The sequence below is a fragment of the Pseudomonas sp. FYR_2 genome, from assembly GCF_043106425.1.
In the GTDB taxonomy this organism is placed as follows: domain Bacteria; phylum Pseudomonadota; class Gammaproteobacteria; order Pseudomonadales; family Pseudomonadaceae; genus Aquipseudomonas; species Aquipseudomonas monteilii.
Map to the genome: position 1 here is coordinate 230,775 of NZ_JBICMM010000012.1, position 17,370 is coordinate 248,144.

Genomic DNA, 17,370 nt, shown 5'->3' on the forward strand with positions numbered 1-17,370 from the left:
CCTCTATTTGCGCAGCAGGCGCAAGCCGTTGAACACCACCAGCAGGCTCACGCCCATGTCAGCGAACACCGCCATCCACATGGTGGCCATGCCAGCGAAGGTGATCGCCAGGAATATTGCCTTGATGCCCAACGCCAGAACGATGTTCTGCATGAGGATCGCCGCACTTTGGCGCGACAGCCTGACGAAGGCCGGGATTTTGCGCAAGTCGTCGTCCATCAACGCTACATCGGCAGTCTCGATGGCGGTGTCGGTGCCAGCCGCCGCCATTGCAAAGCCGATTTCGGCACGGGCCAGGGCCGGGGCGTCGTTGATGCCGTCACCCACCATACCCACCCGATGGCCTTGGGCGTAAAGGGCTTCGATGGTTTTCAGCTTGTCGGCCGGCAGCAGGTTACCCTCGGCGCGGTCGATACCCACCACGCCGGCGATGGCCTGCGCGGTATGCGGATTGTCGCCGGTCAGCATGACAGTCTTGATACCCAGCTCATGCAGTTCGGCGATGGCCTGGCGGCTGCTGTCCTTGACCGTATCGGCCACCGCGAACAGCGCCAGCGGGCCAGAGCGGTCGAGCAGTAAAACCACTGTTTTGCCCTGACGCTCCAGTGCATCCAGCTGGGCTTCCAGCGCGGGCGAGCACAGCCCCAGTTCTTCGACCAGGCGGTGATTGCCCAAGTGGTAAACCTCACCGGCAATGGTGCCACGCACGCCGCGACCGGCCAGGGCAGCGAAGTCATCCACTTCGCTCAAGGCCAGGCCTTGCGCCTTGCCGAACTGGGCAATGGCGCGGGACACCGGGTGATCCGAGCGCTCACCCAGGCTGGCGGCCAGGGCTTGTGCGCGGCCTCCGAACAGCGGCTCCAGCACCTTGGCGTCGGTCTGCACAGGCTTGCCGTGGGTAATGGTGCCGGTCTTGTCCAGAGCCAGGAAGTCCAGGTGGCGACCGCCCTCCAGGTAAACACCGCCCTTGATCAGGATGCCTTTGCGCGCCGCAGCGGCCAGGCCGCTGACGATGGTCACTGGGGTCGAGATCACCAGGGCGCACGGGCACGCGACCACCAGCAGCACCAAGGCGCGGTAGATCCAGTCGAACCACGCACCGGCCATGAACAGCGGCGGAATCACCGCCACGGCCAGGGCGATGGCGAATACCACCGGGGTGTAGATGCGCGAGAACCGGTCGACGAAGCGCTGGGTCGGCGCCCGCGCGCCTTGCGCTTCCTCCACGGCCTTGATGATTCGCGCCAGGGTCGATTGCCCGGCGGCGGCAGTAACGCGAAACTCCAGCGCCCCCGCCTGGTTGATGGTACCGGCGAACAGCTTGTCGCCCACCGCTTTCTCTACAGGCAGACTTTCGCCGGTGATCGGCGCCTGATCGACGCTGGATTGGCCGCTGGTCACTTCACCATCCAGGCCAATGCGCTCACCAGGGCGTACCCGCACCAAGGCGCCGAGGGCCACTTCACGCACCTCTACCTCGCGCCACTGGCCGTCGGCCTGCTGCACCGTGGCCATGTCCGGGGTCAGCTGCATCAGCCCGCCGATGGCATTGCGTGCGCGGTCCAGCGAGCGCGCTTCGATCAGCTCGGCGACGGTGAACAGCACCATCACCATGGCCGCTTCCGGCCACTGGCCGATCAGCACGGCGCCGGTCACGGCGATGCTCATCAGCGCATTGATGTTGAGGTTGCGGTTCTTCAGGGCGATCCAGCCCTTTTTATAGGTACCCAAGCCGCAGCCAGCAATGGCCGCCAGCGCCAATGCCGCCACCACCCATTCAGGCGCCAACGCACCAAAGTGCACGACTTCGGCGGCGATCGCGGCAATGCCCGACAAGGCCAGCGGCCACCAGCGGGTCTTGGCCGGTTGCGGTGCAGCGGCTGTGCCGTCATCTTCGGCACCAAGCGGCTCGGCCTTCATCCCCAGGCTGTCGATGGCCCGTTCGATATCGCCGGTGCCGTTCAAGGTATGGCGCACGCCAAGCACGCGGTTGATCAGGTTGAATTCCAGCTGCTCGATCCCGGCCAGCTTGCCCAGCTTGTCCTGGATCAGGGTCTGCTCGGTGGGGCAGTCCATGGCCTCGATACGGAAACGACTGAGCTGCGCCTGAGCACTGGCCGTTTCGGTCACTTGCACCCGAGACGGCGCGGCTTTGGAAGCGCAGCAGCTGTGCCCGTGGGCGGCATGGCCATGGTCGTCATCGCCATGGGCGTGATCGTGCGGGTGCTTGTGTTCGTGGCTGACAGGCTGGTTCATGGGGTCATCCTTAAATTGAGCCTGTTGCCAAGTGAACACCCTGTAGCCACTATAGGGTCAAGCCATTTGCTGGAGATTTCGTGATGAAGATCGGAGAACTGGCCAAAGCCACAGACTGCGCGGTGGAAACCATCCGCTACTACGAGCGTGAAAACCTTTTGCCCGAGCCTGCGCGCACCGAAGGCAACTACCGGCTGTATACCCAGGCCCACGTCGAGCGGCTGACCTTCATCCGCAACTGCCGCACCCTGGACATGACCCTGGACGAAATCCGCAGCCTGTTGCGGCTGCGCGACAGCCCGGATGACTCATGCGGCAGCGTCAATGCGCTGATCGACGAGCATATCGAGCATGTGCAGGCGCGGATCGATGGCTTGGTGGCGTTGCAGGAGCAGCTGGTGGAGCTGCGGCGGCGCTGCAATGCGCAGGGGAGTGAGTGCGCGATCTTGCAGCAACTGGAGACGAACGGGGCGGTATCGGTGCCGGATACCGAGCATTCGCATGTAGGGCGAAGCCACGGGCATTGACCTGAAAGCATTCGCGGGCAAGACCGCTCCCACAGGTACAGCGCAGCCTTCAACTGCGGCGCGGTCCCTGTGGGAGCGGGTTTACCCGCGAAGAGGCCAGTTCAGGCAGTAAAGGTCTTTCAGACCGCCATCGGCGCCGTCATCGGCGCATGGTGCTCATACCCTTCCAGCCAGAAATCACTCGGCTCGATCTTTTCCAGCCACTCCGGCTCATACTTGCCGGTCTCGGCAAACGCCGGCACGCGATCACTGATCACCAGCTTCGGCGCCTCCAGCGGCTCGCGCTTGAGTTGCTCGTTCAGCATGTCCAGGTGGTTTTCATACACATGGGCATCGCCGATGAAGTAGGTGAACCAGCGCGGGGTATACCCGGTCAGGCGGCCGAACAGCGACAGCAGCGCCGCGCCTTCGGTGAGGTTGAACGGCGTGCCCAGGCCCAGGTCGTTGGAGCGGATGTAAAGGGTCAGGGAGATTTCCCTGGTCTCTACATTCGGGTGGAACTGGTACAGCAGGTGGCACGGCGGCAGGGCCATTTCGTCCAGCTGCGCGCAGTTCCAGCCGTGGAACAGGATGCGGCGGCTGCCTGGGTCGTTGGCGATGGTGTCCAAGCACTGGCGCACCTGGTCGATGGCCTTGTACAGGATGACGAACGCGACGCCGTCCTCTTCGTCCTGAGCAATGCGACGGAAGCCTGCCTTTTCGGCCATTTCGATGGCCGCCGGGTTGCTCAGCGGGATGCGTTTGTAGCCCGGCCACTGGCGCCATTGCACGCCGTAGATCTCGCCCAGGTCGTCATGGCCCTGGCGGAACGGGTTGGCCAGCCACTGGGCGTTCTCGTTGGCGTTCTGGTCCCACACCTTGCAGCCCAGCTCGCGGAATTCACCGGCGTTCTTCACGCCACGCAGGAAACCGACCATTTCGCCAATCGCCGACTTGAACGCAAGCTTGCGCGTGGTGATGGCCGGAAAGCCCTTCTGCAGGTCGAAGCGCAGCATCGCGCCCGGCAGGCTGATGGTGCGGATGCCGGTGCGGTTTTCCTGCAGCGTGCCGTTGTCGATAACGTCGCGGACCAGGTCCAGATACTGTTTCATGGCTTACCTGTAGCAAAAACGGCAGGGGGATCGCCCCTGCCGTGGGATTAATCAGGCGGGTTTCGCCGTGGGCTTGCGATTATAAGCCCACCAGATCAGGCCGAGGCCAGCCAGGATCATCGGCACGCACAGAATCTGACCCATGGTCAGCCAGCCCCAGGCAATGTAACCCAGCTGGGCATCCGGTACGCGGACGAATTCGACGATGAAGCGGAAGATGCCGTAGAACAACGCGAACATGCCCGATACCGCCATGGTCGGCCGTGGCTTGCGCGAGAACAGCCAGAGGATGACGAACAGCGCCACACCCTCAAGGGCGAACTGGTAGAGCTGCGACGGGTGGCGCGGCAACTGCGCCGGGTCGCTGAACGGCGGGAAAATCATCGCCCATGGCACGTCGGTAGGCTTGCCCCACAGTTCGGCGTTGATGAAGTTACCGATACGCCCGGCGCCCAGGCCGATCGGCACCAGTGGGGCGACGAAATCCATCAGTTCGAAGAACGACTTGTTGTTGCGCTTGCCAAACCACAAGGCCGCCAGCATTACGCCAATGAAGCCGCCATGGAACGACATGCCGCCCTTCCACACCTCGAAGATCAGCGTCGGGTTGGCCAGGTACTGGTGCAGGTCATAGAACAGCACATAGCCCAATCGCCCGCCGACAATTACCCCCATCGACAGCCAGAACACCAGGTCGGACAGCTTCTCACGCGACCAGGTAGGGTCAAAGCGGTTCAGCCGGCGCGAGGCCAGCAGCCAGGCGCCGCCGATGCCGATCAGGTACATCAGGCCGTACCAGTGGATTTTCAGCGGCCCGAGGGCCACGGCCACGGGGTCTATCTGCGGGTAAGGCAGCATGGAACTTCCTCTCGATTCAAATCAAAAAGCTGAGGCCGACACAGAACAGCAGTGCTGCGAACAGGCGCTTCAACAAACGGGGCGACAGCTTGTGCGCCAGGCGCGCGCCAAAGCGGGCGAAAAACATGCTGGTCACGGCAATGCCGACCAGCGCCGGCAGGTACACGTAGCCCAGGCTATGGGGTGGCAGGTGCTCTTCGTGCCAGCCCAGTAGCATGAAGCTCAAGGCACTGGCCACGGCAATCGGCAGGCCACAGGCCGAGGACGTGGCCACTGCCTGCTGCATGGGCAGGCTGCGCCAAGTCAGGAACGGCACGGTCAGCGAACCGCCGCCAATGCCGAAAATGGCCGAGGCCCAGCCAATCACCCCGCCCGCGCCGATCAACGCGGGCTTGCCGGGGATGCCACGGCTGGCCTTGGGCTTGAGGTCCAGGGCCATCTGCGCGGCGATGACCAGGGCGAACACGCCGATGATCTTCTGCAGCAGCGGGCCCTGGATCAGCGAGGCCGTCTTGGCACCGATGCCGGCGCCAATGAGGATGCCGAGGGTCATCCAGGCGAAGATCGGCCATTGCACGGCACCTTTGCGCTGGTGCTCGAGCACGGCGTTGATCGAGGTAAAGACGATGGTGGCCAGCGACGTGCCGACGGCCAGGTGGGTCAGCACCGAGGCATCGAAGCCCTGCAAGGTGAAGCTGAACACCAGCACCGGCACGATGATGATGCCGCCGCCCACGCCAAACAGCCCGGCCAGCACACCGGCACAGGCGCCCAACAGCAGATAGAGCACGAATTCCATTCGGCTTCCCCAGCAAAACAATCCGGCATGGTAACGGAAGCCGGGCTCAGGGCTCTAGTGAACTCTGTGACAGGATGGATCCGCCCCGCCGCTGTGGGTACAGTGGCATAAAACACAGAGGCCCGACCAATGTGCCTGATCGTATTCGCCTGGCGGCCGGGGCATGCCCTGCCGCTGATCGTCGCGGCCAACCGCGACGAGTTCTATGCCCGCCCCACCCAGGCCTTGGCGGCCTGGGAGGATGCCCTCGGCGTGCATGCCGGCCGCGACCTGGAAGCCGGTGGCACCTGGCTGGGCGTGGGGCCGCAGGGGCGCTTTGCCGCGTTGACCAATATCCGTGACCCGGGTCAGGCGGTGGGGCCGCGCTCACGGGGCGAGCTGGTGGCGGCGTATCTGAAAGGCGACTTGGGGGTCGAGGCTTACCTGGACCAGGTGGCCAGCCGCAATGGGCAGTATTCGGGGTTCAACCTGTTGGTGGGCGATGGGCAGCAGCTGGGTTACCTGCATGCCCGGGATGCCACGCCGCGCCTGCTGGAGGCGGGGGTTTACGGGCTTTCCAATGCCGGGCTGGACACGCCGTGGCCGAAGTTGGTGAAGGCGCGCCGTGGGCTGGAAGGATTGCTGGAAATGCCGGAACCGCACCGGTTGCTGGCGTTGCTGGCAGATAACGAGCCTGCGGCGGATGGTGATCTACCTGAGACAGGCGTTGGGGTAGCGACCGAGAAGTTGCTGTCGAGTGTGTTTATTGCCAGCCAGAATTATGGGACGCGGGCCAGTACGGTGCTGATTGTGGATGATCAGGGACGAAGGCAGCTGGTTGAGCGCAGCTTCGGACCATTTGGTGGGCACTTGGGGGAAGTTGAGGTGTTTGTCTGATTATTTGATGCTGCCTGTGCGGGCCTCTTCGCGGGTTTACCCGCGAAAGGGTCGGAACAGGCAACCTCACATTCAAAGTGTTTTATTGGCCCCAGGCCCAATCATCCGCGCCAACCCAAGGTTCTTCAGCGCCAGCTGCAGCGAGCTGTGGATAACCTGCGGGTTGTCATGGCTCAAGGCTTCAGCCAACAGCTCCTTGGCCTTACCCATGTTCACCTGGCGCAGCATCCACTTCACTTTCGGCAGGTTGGTGGCGTTCATCGACAAGCTGTCGAAACCCATGGCCATCAACAGGATCGCCGCCGCCGGGTCACCGGCCATCTCACCGCAGATGCTCACCGGCTTGCCTTCGCCATGGGCGTCGCGCACTACCGTGTTCAACGCTTGCAGCACCGCCGGGTGCAGGTAGTCGTAAAGGTCGGCAACCCGTGGGTTGTTGCGGTCCACCGCCAGCAGGTACTGGGTCAGGTCGTTGGACCCCACCGACAGGAAGTCCACCTGCCGCGCCAGTTCCTTGGTCTGGTACACCGCCGCTGGAATTTCCACCATCACGCCCACCGGCGGCATCGGCACATCGGTGCCTTCGTCACGCACCTCACCCCAGGCGCGGTGGATCAGGTGCAGGGCTTCTTCCAGCTCGTGGATGCCGGAGATCATCGGCAGCAGAATGCGCAGGTTGTTCAGGCCCTCGCTGGCCTTGAGCATGGCGCGGGTCTGCACCAGGAAGATTTCCGGGTGGTCGAGGGTGACGCGGATGCCGCGCCAGCCGAGGAAGGGGTTTTCTTCCTTGATCGGGAAGTACGAGAGTGCCTTATCACCGCCAATGTCCAGGGTGCGCATGGTCACCGGCAGCGGGTGGAAGGCCGCCAGCTGCTCGCGGTAGATGGCCAGCTGCTCCTTCTCGCTGGGGAAGCGCTGGTTGATCATGAACGGCACTTCGGTACGGTACAAACCAACCCCTTCGGCGCCACGCTGCTGGGCACGGGCCACGTCGGCCAGCAAGCCGGTGTTGACCCACAGCGGCATGCGGTGGCCGTCCGGGGTGACGCAGGGCAGTTCGCGCAGGGCGTCCAGGCCCTGGGCCAGCTGGCGTTCTTCCTCGACCACGTCGCTGTACTGCTTACGCAGCACTTCGCTCGGGTTGGTAAAGACTTCCCCCTTGTAGCCATCGACAATCAGCTCGATGCCGTCGACCTTGGAATACGGCAGGTCGACCAGGCCCATCACCGTGGGGATGCCCATGGCGCGAGCCAGGATAGCAACGTGCGAGTTGCCCGAGCCCAGCACCGAGACCAGGCCAGCCAGCTTGCCTTCCGGCACTTCGCCGAGCATGGCCGGGGTCAGCTCCTCACTGACCAGGATGGTGTTGTCGGCGTACACCAGCGACTGCGAGCGGGCTTCCTGCAGGTAGGCCAACAGGCGCCGGCCCAAGTCCTTGACGTCGGAAGCGCGCTCGCGCAGGTAGTCATCGTCCATCAGCTCGAAGCGGTTGACGTGCTCGCCGACCACCTGACGTAGCGCGCCCTGGGCCCACTGGCCGGTCTTGATGACCTCGGTCACCTCACCGCCCAGGGCCGCGTCTTCGAGCATCATCAGGTACACATCGAACAACGCGCGCTCTTCCGGGCGCAGCTGAGTGGCCAGCTTGGCCGACAGCTTGCGCATGTCGTCGCGCACGCCTTCAAGGGCGTTCTGGAACAGCTTGAGTTCGGCGTCGATGTCATCGACGGTCTTGTCCGGCACCACTTCCAGGTCGGCAGGTGGCAGCATCACCACCGCGCGGCCCACGGCGGCACCAGGCGAGCCTGGCACACCGACGAAGCGGGCTTCCTGGATACCTTTACCCTGGCGGCCCAGGCCACGGATCGAACCGGTGGCCTCGGCGTGGGCGATAACCCCGGCAAGCTGGGCGCTCATGGTGACCAAGAAGGCTTCTTCGCCCTCGTCGAACTGGCGGCGCTCCTTCTGCTGGATGACCAACACCCCGACCACGCGGCGGTGGTGGATGATCGGCGCACCGAGGAAGGAGGCGAATTTTTCTTCACCGGTTTCGGCAAAGTAGCGGTAACGCGGGTGGTCGGCGGCGTTTTCCAGGTTCAGCGGCTCTTCCCGGGTACCGACCAGGCCGACCAGGCCTTCGTTGGGGGCCATGCTGACCTTGCCGATTGAGCGCTTGTTCAGGCCTTCGGTGGCCATCAGCACGAAGCGGTTGGTTTCCGGGTCGAGCAGATAGACCGAGCAGACCTGGCTGCCCATGGCCTCCTTGACGCGCAAGACAATGATCCCCAACGCCGACTTGAGATCTTTGGCGGAGTTTACTTCCTGGACGATCTTGCGCAGCGTATTGAGCATGGCTCGGGGTCGAACTCCGTCGTCAGTCGCGCGTCAGCAGACGCGGTGCTAGCTCTTTCAGGGCGCGCCGGTACACCTCGCGCTTGAATGTCACAACCTGGCCCAGCGGGTACCAATAGCTCACCCAGCGCCAGCCGTCGAATTCCGGCTTGCCGGTCAGGTCCATCCGCACCCGCTGTTCGTTGCTGACCAGGCGCAGCAGGAACCACTTCTGCTTCTGGCCGATGCACAGCGGCTGGCTGTGGGTTCGGACCAGTCGCTGGGGTAAACGATAACGCAACCAGCCGCGGGTGCAGGCAAGAATTTCCACATCATCGCGTTCAAGGCCAACTTCTTCGTTCAGCTCGCGGTACAGGGCATCTTCCGGCGTCTCGTCAGGGTTTATACCACCCTGGGGGAACTGCCAGGCATCCTGGTTGATCCGTCGAGCCCATAGCACCTGCCCGGCATCATTCGTGAGAATGATCCCGACATTGGGGCGAAAACCATCCGGGTCGATCACGGCAGCAACCTCGCAAACGCATGTCACCGCATTGTTCCACAAAGCTTGCGAGCGCAGCAACGCGCCCGCCAAGCTTATGTGCAGCAGCGTGAAAACTCCGTATTCTGCTGGCCTACCCTGAGGCTGATACGAGTGACCGCAATGCCCCTGGCTTTATTCGACCTGGACAATACCCTCCTCGGTGGCGACAGCGACCATGCCTGGGGTGACTACCTGTGCCAGCGCGGCATCCTTGACCCGGTTGCCTACAAGCAGCGCAACGATGGCTTCTACCAGGACTACCTCAACGGCACCCTGGACCTGCAGGCCTACCTGGCCTTCTCCATGGAGATCCTGGCAGCAACGCCCAAAGCCCAGCTGGACGCATGGCACCGCGACTTCATGCGCGACTGCATCGAGCCAATCATCCTGCCCAAGGCCCTCGCCTTGCTGCAGCAACACCGTGAAGCCGGCGACCAGCTGGTGATCATTACCGCTACCAACCGCTTCGTTACCGCACCGATTGCCCGGCGCCTTGGGGTGAAGGTGTTGTTGGCGACTGAATGCGAAATGGGTGACGGTCGCTATACCGGGCGCAGTACCGATATACCGTGTTTCCGTGAAGGGAAGGTGACGCGGCTGGAGCGCTGGATGCTGGAGAACGGCTTTGATCTTGAGGACAGCTATTTCTATAGCGACTCGATGAATGATTTGCCGCTGTTGCAGCGGGTGACGCATGCGGTGGCGGTGGACCCGGACCCGAATCTTCGGGCCGAGGCTGAGGAGCGTGGGTGGCCGGTGGTTTCGCTCAGGGACTGAGTATTCCTGTTCCGGCCTCTTCGCGGGCATGCCCGCGAAGAGGCCGGAACATACAGCACAGGGTTATCAGACTGGCTTTGCGCCCATCAACCCGGCAATGGACAGGAGACAAACCCCGCTGAACACCGCCAGCGCCAGGGTAAACCTCAACCCCACCACCTCGGCCTTGCGCAGCCGGTTCAGCCGCACCAACAGCCACCACACGGCAAACGCGCCAACGGTATAGATGATGCTGGACGCCAGCACCCAGGTCTGCCCCAGCGGCCAGCCCACGAGGTGCACCAGCCACCAGCCGGTAAATGGCATGCTCACCAGGCACAGGCCCATGACCAGCCAGACAAACACCAGCGGTCGACGCAGCAGCTTGGCATAGGCCTCGGCATCGCCTTGCCTGCGGGCGCGCACGGTCCAGATCGCCAGGCCCAGAGCGCCCAGAAGCAGCAGGGCGGTGGCAATCATGTGCAAGGTCTTGAGGGTGGTCAGGTGTTCCATGTCTTCACATCCTTGAGCAATAAGCCAAGCTTAGCCGCTCAACCCAGGAACAGCTTGTACGCCGGGTTCTCGGTCTCATCCCAGTAGGGATAACCGATCTTGGCCAACGCCGCCGGCACCAGGTGGCGCTCGTCCTCCGGCACCTGCAACCCCGCCACCACACGCCCGTCAGCCGCGCCATGGTTGCGGTAATGGAACATCGAGATGTTCCAGCGCCCGCCCAGCTTGTTGAGGAAGTTGAACAGCGCCCCCGGCCGCTCGGGGAACTCGAAGCGCAGCACCATCTCATCGCTGGCACCGGCCGAATGGCCGCCGACCATGTGGCGAATGTGCAGCTTGGCCAGTTCGTTGTCGGTCAAGTCGGTAACCGGGAAGCCCTGCTCGGTCAGGTGCTGCACCAGCGCCGCTCGCGGGTCGTTTTCCGGGTGGGTCTGCACGCCGACGAAGATGTGCGCCTCGTCAGAGGTGTGCTTGCGGTAGTTGAACTCGGTGATCTGGCGCTTGCCGATGGCCTCACAGAACGCCTTGAAGCTGCCCGGGCGCTCGGGGATGGTCACGGCGATGATCGCCTCGCGCTTTTCACCCAGCTCGGCACGCTCGGCCACATGGCGCAGGCGGTCGAAGTTGACGTTGGCCCCGGAATCGATAGCCACCAGAGTCTGCCCGGTCACGCCGTACAGCTCGACATACTTCTTGATGCCCGCCACGCCCAGAGCGCCGGCAGGTTCGGTGATCGAGCGGGTATCGTCGTAGATATCCTTGATTGCCGCACAGATTTCATCAGTGCTGACCGTCACCACCTCATCCACATGGTGACGGCAGATATCGAAGGTGTGCTGGCCGATCTGGGCCACCGCCACGCCGTCGGCGAACAACCCGACCTGTGGCAACACTACGCGCTCGCCGGCCGCCATGGCCGCCTGCAGGCAGTTGGAGTCGTCCGGCTCCACGCCGATCACCTTGATTTCGGGGCGCAGGTACTTCACGTACGCAGCAATGCCGGCGATCAAGCCGCCGCCCCCCACAGGCACGAAGATCGCGTCCAGCTGGCCAGGGTGCTGGCGCAGGATTTCCATGGCCACGGTGCCCTGCCCAGCAATGGTGTGCGGGTCATCGTAGGGGTGGACGTAGACAAAGCCCTTTTCATCCACCAGCTTCAGCGAATAGGCCAGCGCCTCAGGGAACGAGTCGCCATGCAGCACCACCTTGCCACCGCGCGAACGCACACCTTCGACCTTGATCTCAGGAGTCGTCTTGGGCATCACGATGGTGGCCTTGATGCCCATCTCGCGCGCGGCCAGGGCCAGGCCTTGGGCGTGGTTGCCCGCCGAGGCGGTAACCACGCCACGGGCCAGCTCCTCCGGGCTCAGCTGGGCCAGCTTGTTGTACGCCCCACGGATCTTGAACGAGAACACCGGCTGCAGGTCTTCACGCTTGAGCAGAATCTGGTTGCCCAGGCGCTTGCTCAGCTGCCCGGCGCTCTGCAACGGGGTTTCGACGGCAACGTCATAGACGCGCGAGGTGAGGATCTTCTTGACGTACTGTTCGAGCATCGGGAAAGCATCACTGGGCCGCGGGACGAGGGCTGGGAGTCTACCCCAGCGCTACGTCGGGCGACCACAGCAAAGCCGCCCAAGCCGTTATACTAGGCAACTTTGAAAACCGCCCTGCCCCTTTTCGGAGCCCGCATGACCCAGGACCAACTCAAACAGGCCGTCGCCCAGGCCGCTGTCGACTTCATTCTGCCCAAGCTGGATGAAAAGAGCGTTGTCGGCGTCGGTACCGGTTCGACCGCCAACTTCTTCATCGACGCCCTGGCTCAGCACAAGACCGCCTTCGACGGCGCAGTCGCCAGCTCCGAAGCCACCGCACAGCGCCTGAAAGGCCATGGTATCCCGGTCTACGAGCTGAACAGCGTCAGCGAGCTGGAGTTCTACGTGGACGGCGCCGACGAAAGCGACGCGCACCTGAACCTGATCAAAGGCGGTGGCGCGGCCCTGACCCGTGAGAAGATCGTCGCGGCCGTGGCCAAGACCTTCATCTGCATCGCCGACGGCAGCAAGCTGGTACCGGTGCTGGGCGCCTTCCCGCTGCCGGTCGAAGTGATCCCGATGGCCCGCAGCCATGTAGCTCGCCAACTGGTGAAGCTGGGCGGCGACCCGGTGTATCGCGAGGGTGTGGTGACCGACAACGGCAACGTGATCCTCGACGTGCACAACCTGCAGATCACCAACCCGGTGGAGCTTGAAGCGCAGATCAACGCCATCGTTGGCGTGGTGACCAACGGCCTGTTCGCAGCGCGGCCGGCGGATTTGCTGCTACTGGGTACCGCTGAAGGCGTGAAAGCCCTCAAGGCCAAGTAACCTTCTTCGCGGGCAAGCCCGCTCCTACAGGAATTGCGCAGGTTTCAAACCCTGTGAAGTATCTCTGGGAGCGGGCTTGCCCGCGAATAGGCCAGGACAGGCAATCAATCAGCCGGTTGTTTGAACACATAAAACAGATTCGGCTCACTGACCAGGTAGATGGTCCCCGCCTCATCCATTGCAATCCCCTCTGCCTGCGGCACCGTCGCCTGCAACCCCTGGAAGCCCTTGCGCAACGACAAGGTGCTCAGCGGCCTGCCTTCAACATCCAGCTCCAGCACCAGGCGCGATTCGTCCGAAAGCGCCAGCAAGTGCCCGCTGCGCTCATCGAACTGCAAACTCGACAAATCCCGCACAAATAGCCGCGCATCGCGTTTGCGGTCTTGCACCACATGCACCGCGTAAGGCTTTTCCGGGTTGTCATGCGGGAAGCCGTGCACCTCGTAGATCAGCATCGGATCACGCTCCTTGGCCACGAACAAGCGCTTACCCGCCGAATCGTAGGCCAGCCCCTCGAAACCCTTGTTGCCGTTCAGGCCAATGCCCAGGCTAAGCTGCTCGGCGTCACCGGCATCAAGGAACATCGTGTCGTCTTCCAGCCGTACGCGAATCAGCCGCTGTTGGCGCTCGTCGGTGATTACATAGCTGTTGGGCCCCACGTACTCCACGGCTTCCGGGTCGCCAAACCCGGTCAATGGCACGCGGCGCAGGATGCGGCCATCCAGCGACAGCTCGATCAGCTCCGAACGGGCATTGGTAACGGTGAACAGGGTCTTACGGTCGGGGTCGTAGGTCAGCGCCGAGATGTCATCATCCAGGCCTTCGACCAGCTTGGCCTCCACCACCACCCGGTAGCGGTCCAGGCCAATGCTCTGCTCGGCGGGCTGCCACCAGGTTTTTAGGTTGAACCAGCCACGCTCGAACAGGCGAAACTCCTGCCCGGCCCAGCCAAGCAGGAGTAGGCCGAGGGCGATAAGAATCAGAAACAGGCGAACAAAACGGCGCATAAGGCAGACTCGACACAGGGGTGGCGAATCTAACCATTAACGGCTGAAGCAAAGCTTAATGCCAGCGTCAGGCAAGTCCGAAGATGCTGTCAGTTTTTCTTGAAGCGATAGAACAGCGCTGGCTCACTGACCATATACAGGTTGCCCTTGTCGTCCATGGCCACGCCCTCAGCACGCGGGATGGTGCCTTCAAGCCCGTTGAAGCCGCCAAGCAAGGTCATGAAACTGACCTGCTGGCCCTGTTCGTCCAGCTCCAGCAGCATGTTGGAGTCGGCCGAGAGCACCAGCAGGTGGCCGGTACGCGGGTCGACACCCAGCGCCGAGAGGTTGCGCAGGTCGAGTTCATCGCTGGGCAAAGGCTGCTTCTCACCCTTGAGCGGGCTGCGGCCATCGGTGTTCCAGGTGTACAGCTTGGGCGGGCGCTCTTCGCCGATGATCAGGCGCTGGCGCATCGGGTCCCAGGCCACGGCCTCGAAGCCCTTGTTGCTTTTCACCGACGGGCCCAGGTCGTAGCTCTGGAAGTCGTCATGGTTCAACGCCGTGGTCTGTGCATCCACCTTGACCACGGTCAGATCACGCAGGCGCTCGTCGGTGATGGCCAGGTAGCCGTCTTCCAGCACGGCAACGCCTTCCGGGTTGTTCCAGCCATTGAGCGGGATCTTGCGCAGTACATCACCCTCCAGGCTCAGCTCGACCAGGATCGGGTTCTTGCCCATGACCGCGAACAAGGTACGGGTATGTGGGTTGAAGGCCAGGTCCGAGGCTTCGTCATCGTCCATGCCTGGCAGCGGCTTGGCATCGATGTCTACCTGGTAGTCCGGCAACCACACGCTTTCGCTGCGCTCGGCGGTGCTTTCGAAGCTTTCTTTTACCCACAACGCACCGCGGTCATCCCAGTGCATGGCCACGGCCACGCCATAAGCGATCACCGCTGCCACGGCCAGGCCGAAGGGCCAGCGCAGGTAGAAGCGACGCTTGGGGGTTGCCGGGGCGGAGGGTGATGGCATGCGCGGGTCCTGGGGAAATGGGCGTAGGTCCGCGCATTATCCGGATCAAGTGTGAAAAATCGGTAAACAGGACCTGCCTCTTCGCGGGCAAGCCCGCTCCCACAGGAACTGCGCAACGCTCAAGGGCGGCGCTGTAGCTGTGGGAACGGGCGTGCCCGCGAAGAAGGCGACGCGGTTCTCGCTCAGAGCACCCGGCTTTCGAAGCGGCTTACACCCGGCAGTTCAAGCACCAGCTCATCACCCACACTGAACGGCCCCACGCCCGCCGGGGTGCCGGTGAGAATCACATCCCCCGCCTGCAACGAAAAATGCGCCGCCATGTACTGGATCATCGGCACGATCGGGTTCAGCATCATCGCGCTGTTGCCGTCCTGGCGTACTTCGCCGTTGACCGTCAGGCGCACCGGGATGTCGGTCACGTCCTCGAAGCTGCCAGCCGAGACGAACGGCGGCAGCACACAGGCGCCGTCGAAGCACTTGGCCAGCTCCCACGGCAGGCCCTTCTCTTTCAGCTTGGCCTGTACATCGCGCAGGGTCAGGTCCAGCGCCGGGGCGTAACCGGAAATGGCGTCCAGCACCTCTTCCTCGCTCGGGTGAGTCGACAGTGGCTTGCCCAGCAGCACGGCAATTTCCGCCTCATAGTGCACCGAGCCACGCTCGGCCGGGATCTTGAAGCCGCCTTCGGCCGGCACCACGCAGCTGCCTGGCTTGATGAACAGCAGCGGCTCGGTAGGGATCGGGTTGTCCAGTTCCTTGGCATGCTCGGCATAGTTACGGCCGATGCACACCACCTTGCCCAGCGGGAAGTGAATGCGTGTGCCGTCTACGTACTGGTGCTGGTAACTCATGGCCGACTCCTCTGGATACTGCTTTTTATTCAGGTGCGAAGATCTTACCCGGATTCATGATGCCGTTAGGGTCGAATACGGCCTTGATCGCCTTCATGCAGGCGATTTCTTCGGGCGAGCGGCTGTAGCCCAGGTAGTCGCGCTTGGTCATGCCCACGCCGTGCTCGGCCGAGATCGAGCCGTTGTAGCGCTTGACGATGTCGAACACCCACTTGTTGACCTTGGTACACGAGGCAAAGAAGTCATCCTTGCTCATGTGCTCGGGCTTGAGGATGTTCAGGTGCAGGTTGCCATCGCCGATGTGGCCGTACCACACCACTTCGTAGTCGGGGTAATGCTCTGCGACGATAGCGTCGATATCACGCAGGAACGCCGGCACTTTCGATACAGTGACGGAAATGTCGTTTTTGTATGGGGTCCAGTGCGAGATGGTTTCCGACAGGTACTCACGCAGCTTCCACAGGTTTTTAAGCTGCGTATCGCTCTGGCTCATCACCCCATCCAGCACCCAGCCTTGCTCGACGCAGTGCTCGAAGGTAGCCAACGCTTCATTGGCCACCTCCTCGGTGCTGGCCTCGAACTCCAGCAACGCATAGAACGGGCAGTCGGTCTCGAACGGCGCTGGCACGTCACCGCGCGCCAGGATCTTGGCCAGCCCCTTGTCGGAGAAGAACTCGAAGGCAGTCAGGTCCAGCTTGCCCTGAAAGGCATGCAGCACCGGCATGATCGAGTCGAAGTCCGGCGTGCCCAGTACCATCGCCGTGAGGTTGCGCGGTGCCCGGTCCAGCCGCATGGTGGCCTCGACCACGAAGCCCAGCGTGCCTTCGGCACCAATGAACAACTGGCGCAGATCGTAGCCGGTGGCGTTCTTGATAAGGTCCTTGTTCAACTCCAGCAGCTCGCCCTTGCCGGTGACCACTTTCAACCCGGCCACCCAGTTGCGGGTCATGCCATAGCGAATTACCTTGATCCCGCCGGCATTGGTACCGATATTGCCGCCAACCTGGCTAGATCCGCTGGAAGCGAAGTCCACTGGGTAATAAAGGCCCTGTTCTTCGGCGTAGGCCTGCAACTGACGCGTGATCACCCCCGGCTGGCAGACCACGGTGCGGTCGAAGGCATTGAAGTCGAGAATCTGGTTCATGTAGTCGAAAGAAACGACCACCTCGCCATTGGCCGCCACGGCGCCGGCCGAAAGCCCGGTACGCCCGCCAGAAGGCACCAGCGCCACCTTGTGCGCATTGGCCCAGCACACAATCGCCTGCACCTGTTCTACCGTCTTGGGGAAGACAATGGCGCTGGGCGCCGGCGGGTAATGCTTGGTCCAGTCCTTGCCATAGGCTTCGAGGGAAGCCGCGTCGGTCAGGACCTTGCCAGGGTCGACAAGGGTCATCAGTTCTTCAATTACAGCGGGGTGGGTCATCGCTGGAACTCTCGACTTATTCATAGTCACCCTGAGCACTCTTCACCTGTCGGGATAAGCTCAGATTGTGTCGCGTATGCTAGCATAGCCCTCCCGCTGTTCATGCTAAGGCTGCCCTCGCGCCTGGCATCACCCCTCGCCATTTTTTCTCCGGGATACAGGTTTACGCAG

General features: G+C 62.8%; 16 protein-coding genes. 4 read left to right on the forward strand and 12 right to left on the reverse strand.

Annotated features, from left to right (window positions below; all coding sequences use genetic code 11):
- Positions 1 to 3: 3 nt before the first annotated feature.
- Positions 4 to 2,256 (reverse strand): heavy metal translocating P-type ATPase, encoded by a 2,253-nt coding sequence (locus tag ACF8R4_RS02955; RefSeq protein WP_392491660.1) that lies wholly within the window; start codon positions 2,254 to 2,256, stop codon positions 4 to 6.
- Positions 2,257 to 2,339: 83 nt separating this feature from the next.
- Between ACF8R4_RS02955 and cadR the strand changes: the two genes are divergently transcribed.
- Positions 2,340 to 2,783: a cadmium resistance transcriptional regulator CadR gene (cadR, locus tag ACF8R4_RS02960; RefSeq protein WP_016489679.1), complete on the forward strand. Its 444-nt coding sequence runs from the start codon at positions 2,340 to 2,342 to the stop codon at positions 2,781 to 2,783.
- 119 nt (positions 2,784 to 2,902) lie between these two features.
- Here cadR and ACF8R4_RS02965 read toward each other — a convergent pair whose 3' ends face one another.
- The 3 genes from ACF8R4_RS02965 to ACF8R4_RS02975 are packed head-to-tail and all read right to left on the reverse strand — an operon-like array spanning position 2,903 to position 5,531.
- On the reverse strand, positions 2,903 to 3,874 hold the full coding sequence (locus ACF8R4_RS02965) for a thymidylate synthase (RefSeq protein ID WP_060498093.1): 972 nt from the start codon (positions 3,872 to 3,874) through the stop codon (positions 2,903 to 2,905).
- A 51-nt stretch (positions 3,875 to 3,925) separates the two neighbouring features.
- A complete protein-coding gene (gene lgt / locus ACF8R4_RS02970) occupies positions 3,926 to 4,732 on the reverse strand; it encodes a prolipoprotein diacylglyceryl transferase (protein ID WP_060498094.1) in 807 nt (268 codons plus the stop codon).
- Positions 4,733 to 4,748: 16 nt separating this feature from the next.
- Entirely contained in the window at positions 4,749 to 5,531 is a 783-nt protein-coding gene (locus ACF8R4_RS02975; protein WP_104833779.1) for a sulfite exporter TauE/SafE family protein, read from the reverse strand.
- A 129-nt stretch (positions 5,532 to 5,660) separates the two neighbouring features.
- Here ACF8R4_RS02975 and ACF8R4_RS02980 point away from each other — a divergent pair, with 129 nt between their 5' ends.
- Entirely contained in the window at positions 5,661 to 6,407 is a 747-nt protein-coding gene (locus ACF8R4_RS02980) for an NRDE family protein (RefSeq protein ID WP_060498099.1), read from the forward strand.
- 72 nt (positions 6,408 to 6,479) lie between these two features.
- On the opposite strand, the gene ptsP is transcribed toward ACF8R4_RS02980, so the two are convergent.
- Both ptsP and ACF8R4_RS02990 read right to left on the reverse strand, forming a co-directional pair.
- Complete coding sequence (ptsP, locus tag ACF8R4_RS02985) at positions 6,480 to 8,759, reverse strand: phosphoenolpyruvate--protein phosphotransferase (RefSeq protein ID WP_110742178.1); 2,280 nt, start codon at positions 8,757 to 8,759, stop codon at positions 6,480 to 6,482.
- A gap of 22 nt (positions 8,760 to 8,781) precedes the next feature.
- Complete coding sequence (locus ACF8R4_RS02990) at positions 8,782 to 9,261, reverse strand: RNA pyrophosphohydrolase (RefSeq protein ID WP_003249017.1); 480 nt, start codon at positions 9,259 to 9,261, stop codon at positions 8,782 to 8,784.
- 141 nt (positions 9,262 to 9,402) lie between these two features.
- Here ACF8R4_RS02990 and ACF8R4_RS02995 point away from each other — a divergent pair, with 141 nt between their 5' ends.
- Entirely contained in the window at positions 9,403 to 10,059 is a 657-nt protein-coding gene (locus ACF8R4_RS02995) for an HAD family phosphatase (RefSeq protein ID WP_060498101.1), read from the forward strand.
- A 66-nt stretch (positions 10,060 to 10,125) separates the two neighbouring features.
- On the opposite strand, the gene ACF8R4_RS03000 is transcribed toward ACF8R4_RS02995, so the two are convergent.
- Both ACF8R4_RS03000 and ilvA read right to left on the reverse strand, forming a co-directional pair.
- Positions 10,126 to 10,551: a DUF2269 domain-containing protein gene (locus ACF8R4_RS03000; RefSeq protein WP_060498102.1), complete on the reverse strand. Its 426-nt coding sequence runs from the start codon at positions 10,549 to 10,551 to the stop codon at positions 10,126 to 10,128.
- 38 nt (positions 10,552 to 10,589) lie between these two features.
- Entirely contained in the window at positions 10,590 to 12,104 is a 1,515-nt protein-coding gene (ilvA, locus tag ACF8R4_RS03005) for a threonine ammonia-lyase, biosynthetic (protein ID WP_016712558.1), read from the reverse strand.
- Positions 12,105 to 12,239: 135 nt separating this feature from the next.
- Here ilvA and rpiA point away from each other — a divergent pair, with 135 nt between their 5' ends.
- Positions 12,240 to 12,914, forward strand: coding sequence for a ribose-5-phosphate isomerase RpiA (gene rpiA, locus ACF8R4_RS03010; protein WP_164525183.1), 675 nt, complete (start codon positions 12,240 to 12,242; stop codon positions 12,912 to 12,914).
- Between the two features lie 104 nt (positions 12,915 to 13,018).
- On the opposite strand, the gene ACF8R4_RS03015 is transcribed toward rpiA, so the two are convergent.
- The 4 genes from ACF8R4_RS03015 to ACF8R4_RS03030 form a co-directional block, all read right to left on the reverse strand.
- On the reverse strand, positions 13,019 to 13,921 hold the full coding sequence (locus tag ACF8R4_RS03015) for an SdiA-regulated domain-containing protein (protein WP_104833777.1): 903 nt from the start codon (positions 13,919 to 13,921) through the stop codon (positions 13,019 to 13,021).
- Between the two features lie 89 nt (positions 13,922 to 14,010).
- The gene (locus tag ACF8R4_RS03020; RefSeq protein ID WP_164525184.1) at positions 14,011 to 14,928 is read right to left on the reverse strand and encodes an SdiA-regulated domain-containing protein; all 918 of its coding nucleotides are present in this window, start codon (positions 14,926 to 14,928) and stop codon (positions 14,011 to 14,013) included.
- A gap of 182 nt (positions 14,929 to 15,110) precedes the next feature.
- On the reverse strand, positions 15,111 to 15,776 hold the full coding sequence (locus ACF8R4_RS03025) for a fumarylacetoacetate hydrolase family protein (protein ID WP_060498106.1): 666 nt from the start codon (positions 15,774 to 15,776) through the stop codon (positions 15,111 to 15,113).
- Between the two features lie 25 nt (positions 15,777 to 15,801).
- On the reverse strand, positions 15,802 to 17,199 hold the full coding sequence (locus tag ACF8R4_RS03030) for an FAD-binding oxidoreductase (RefSeq protein WP_104833775.1): 1,398 nt from the start codon (positions 17,197 to 17,199) through the stop codon (positions 15,802 to 15,804).
- Positions 17,200 to 17,370: the final 171 nt, after the last annotated feature.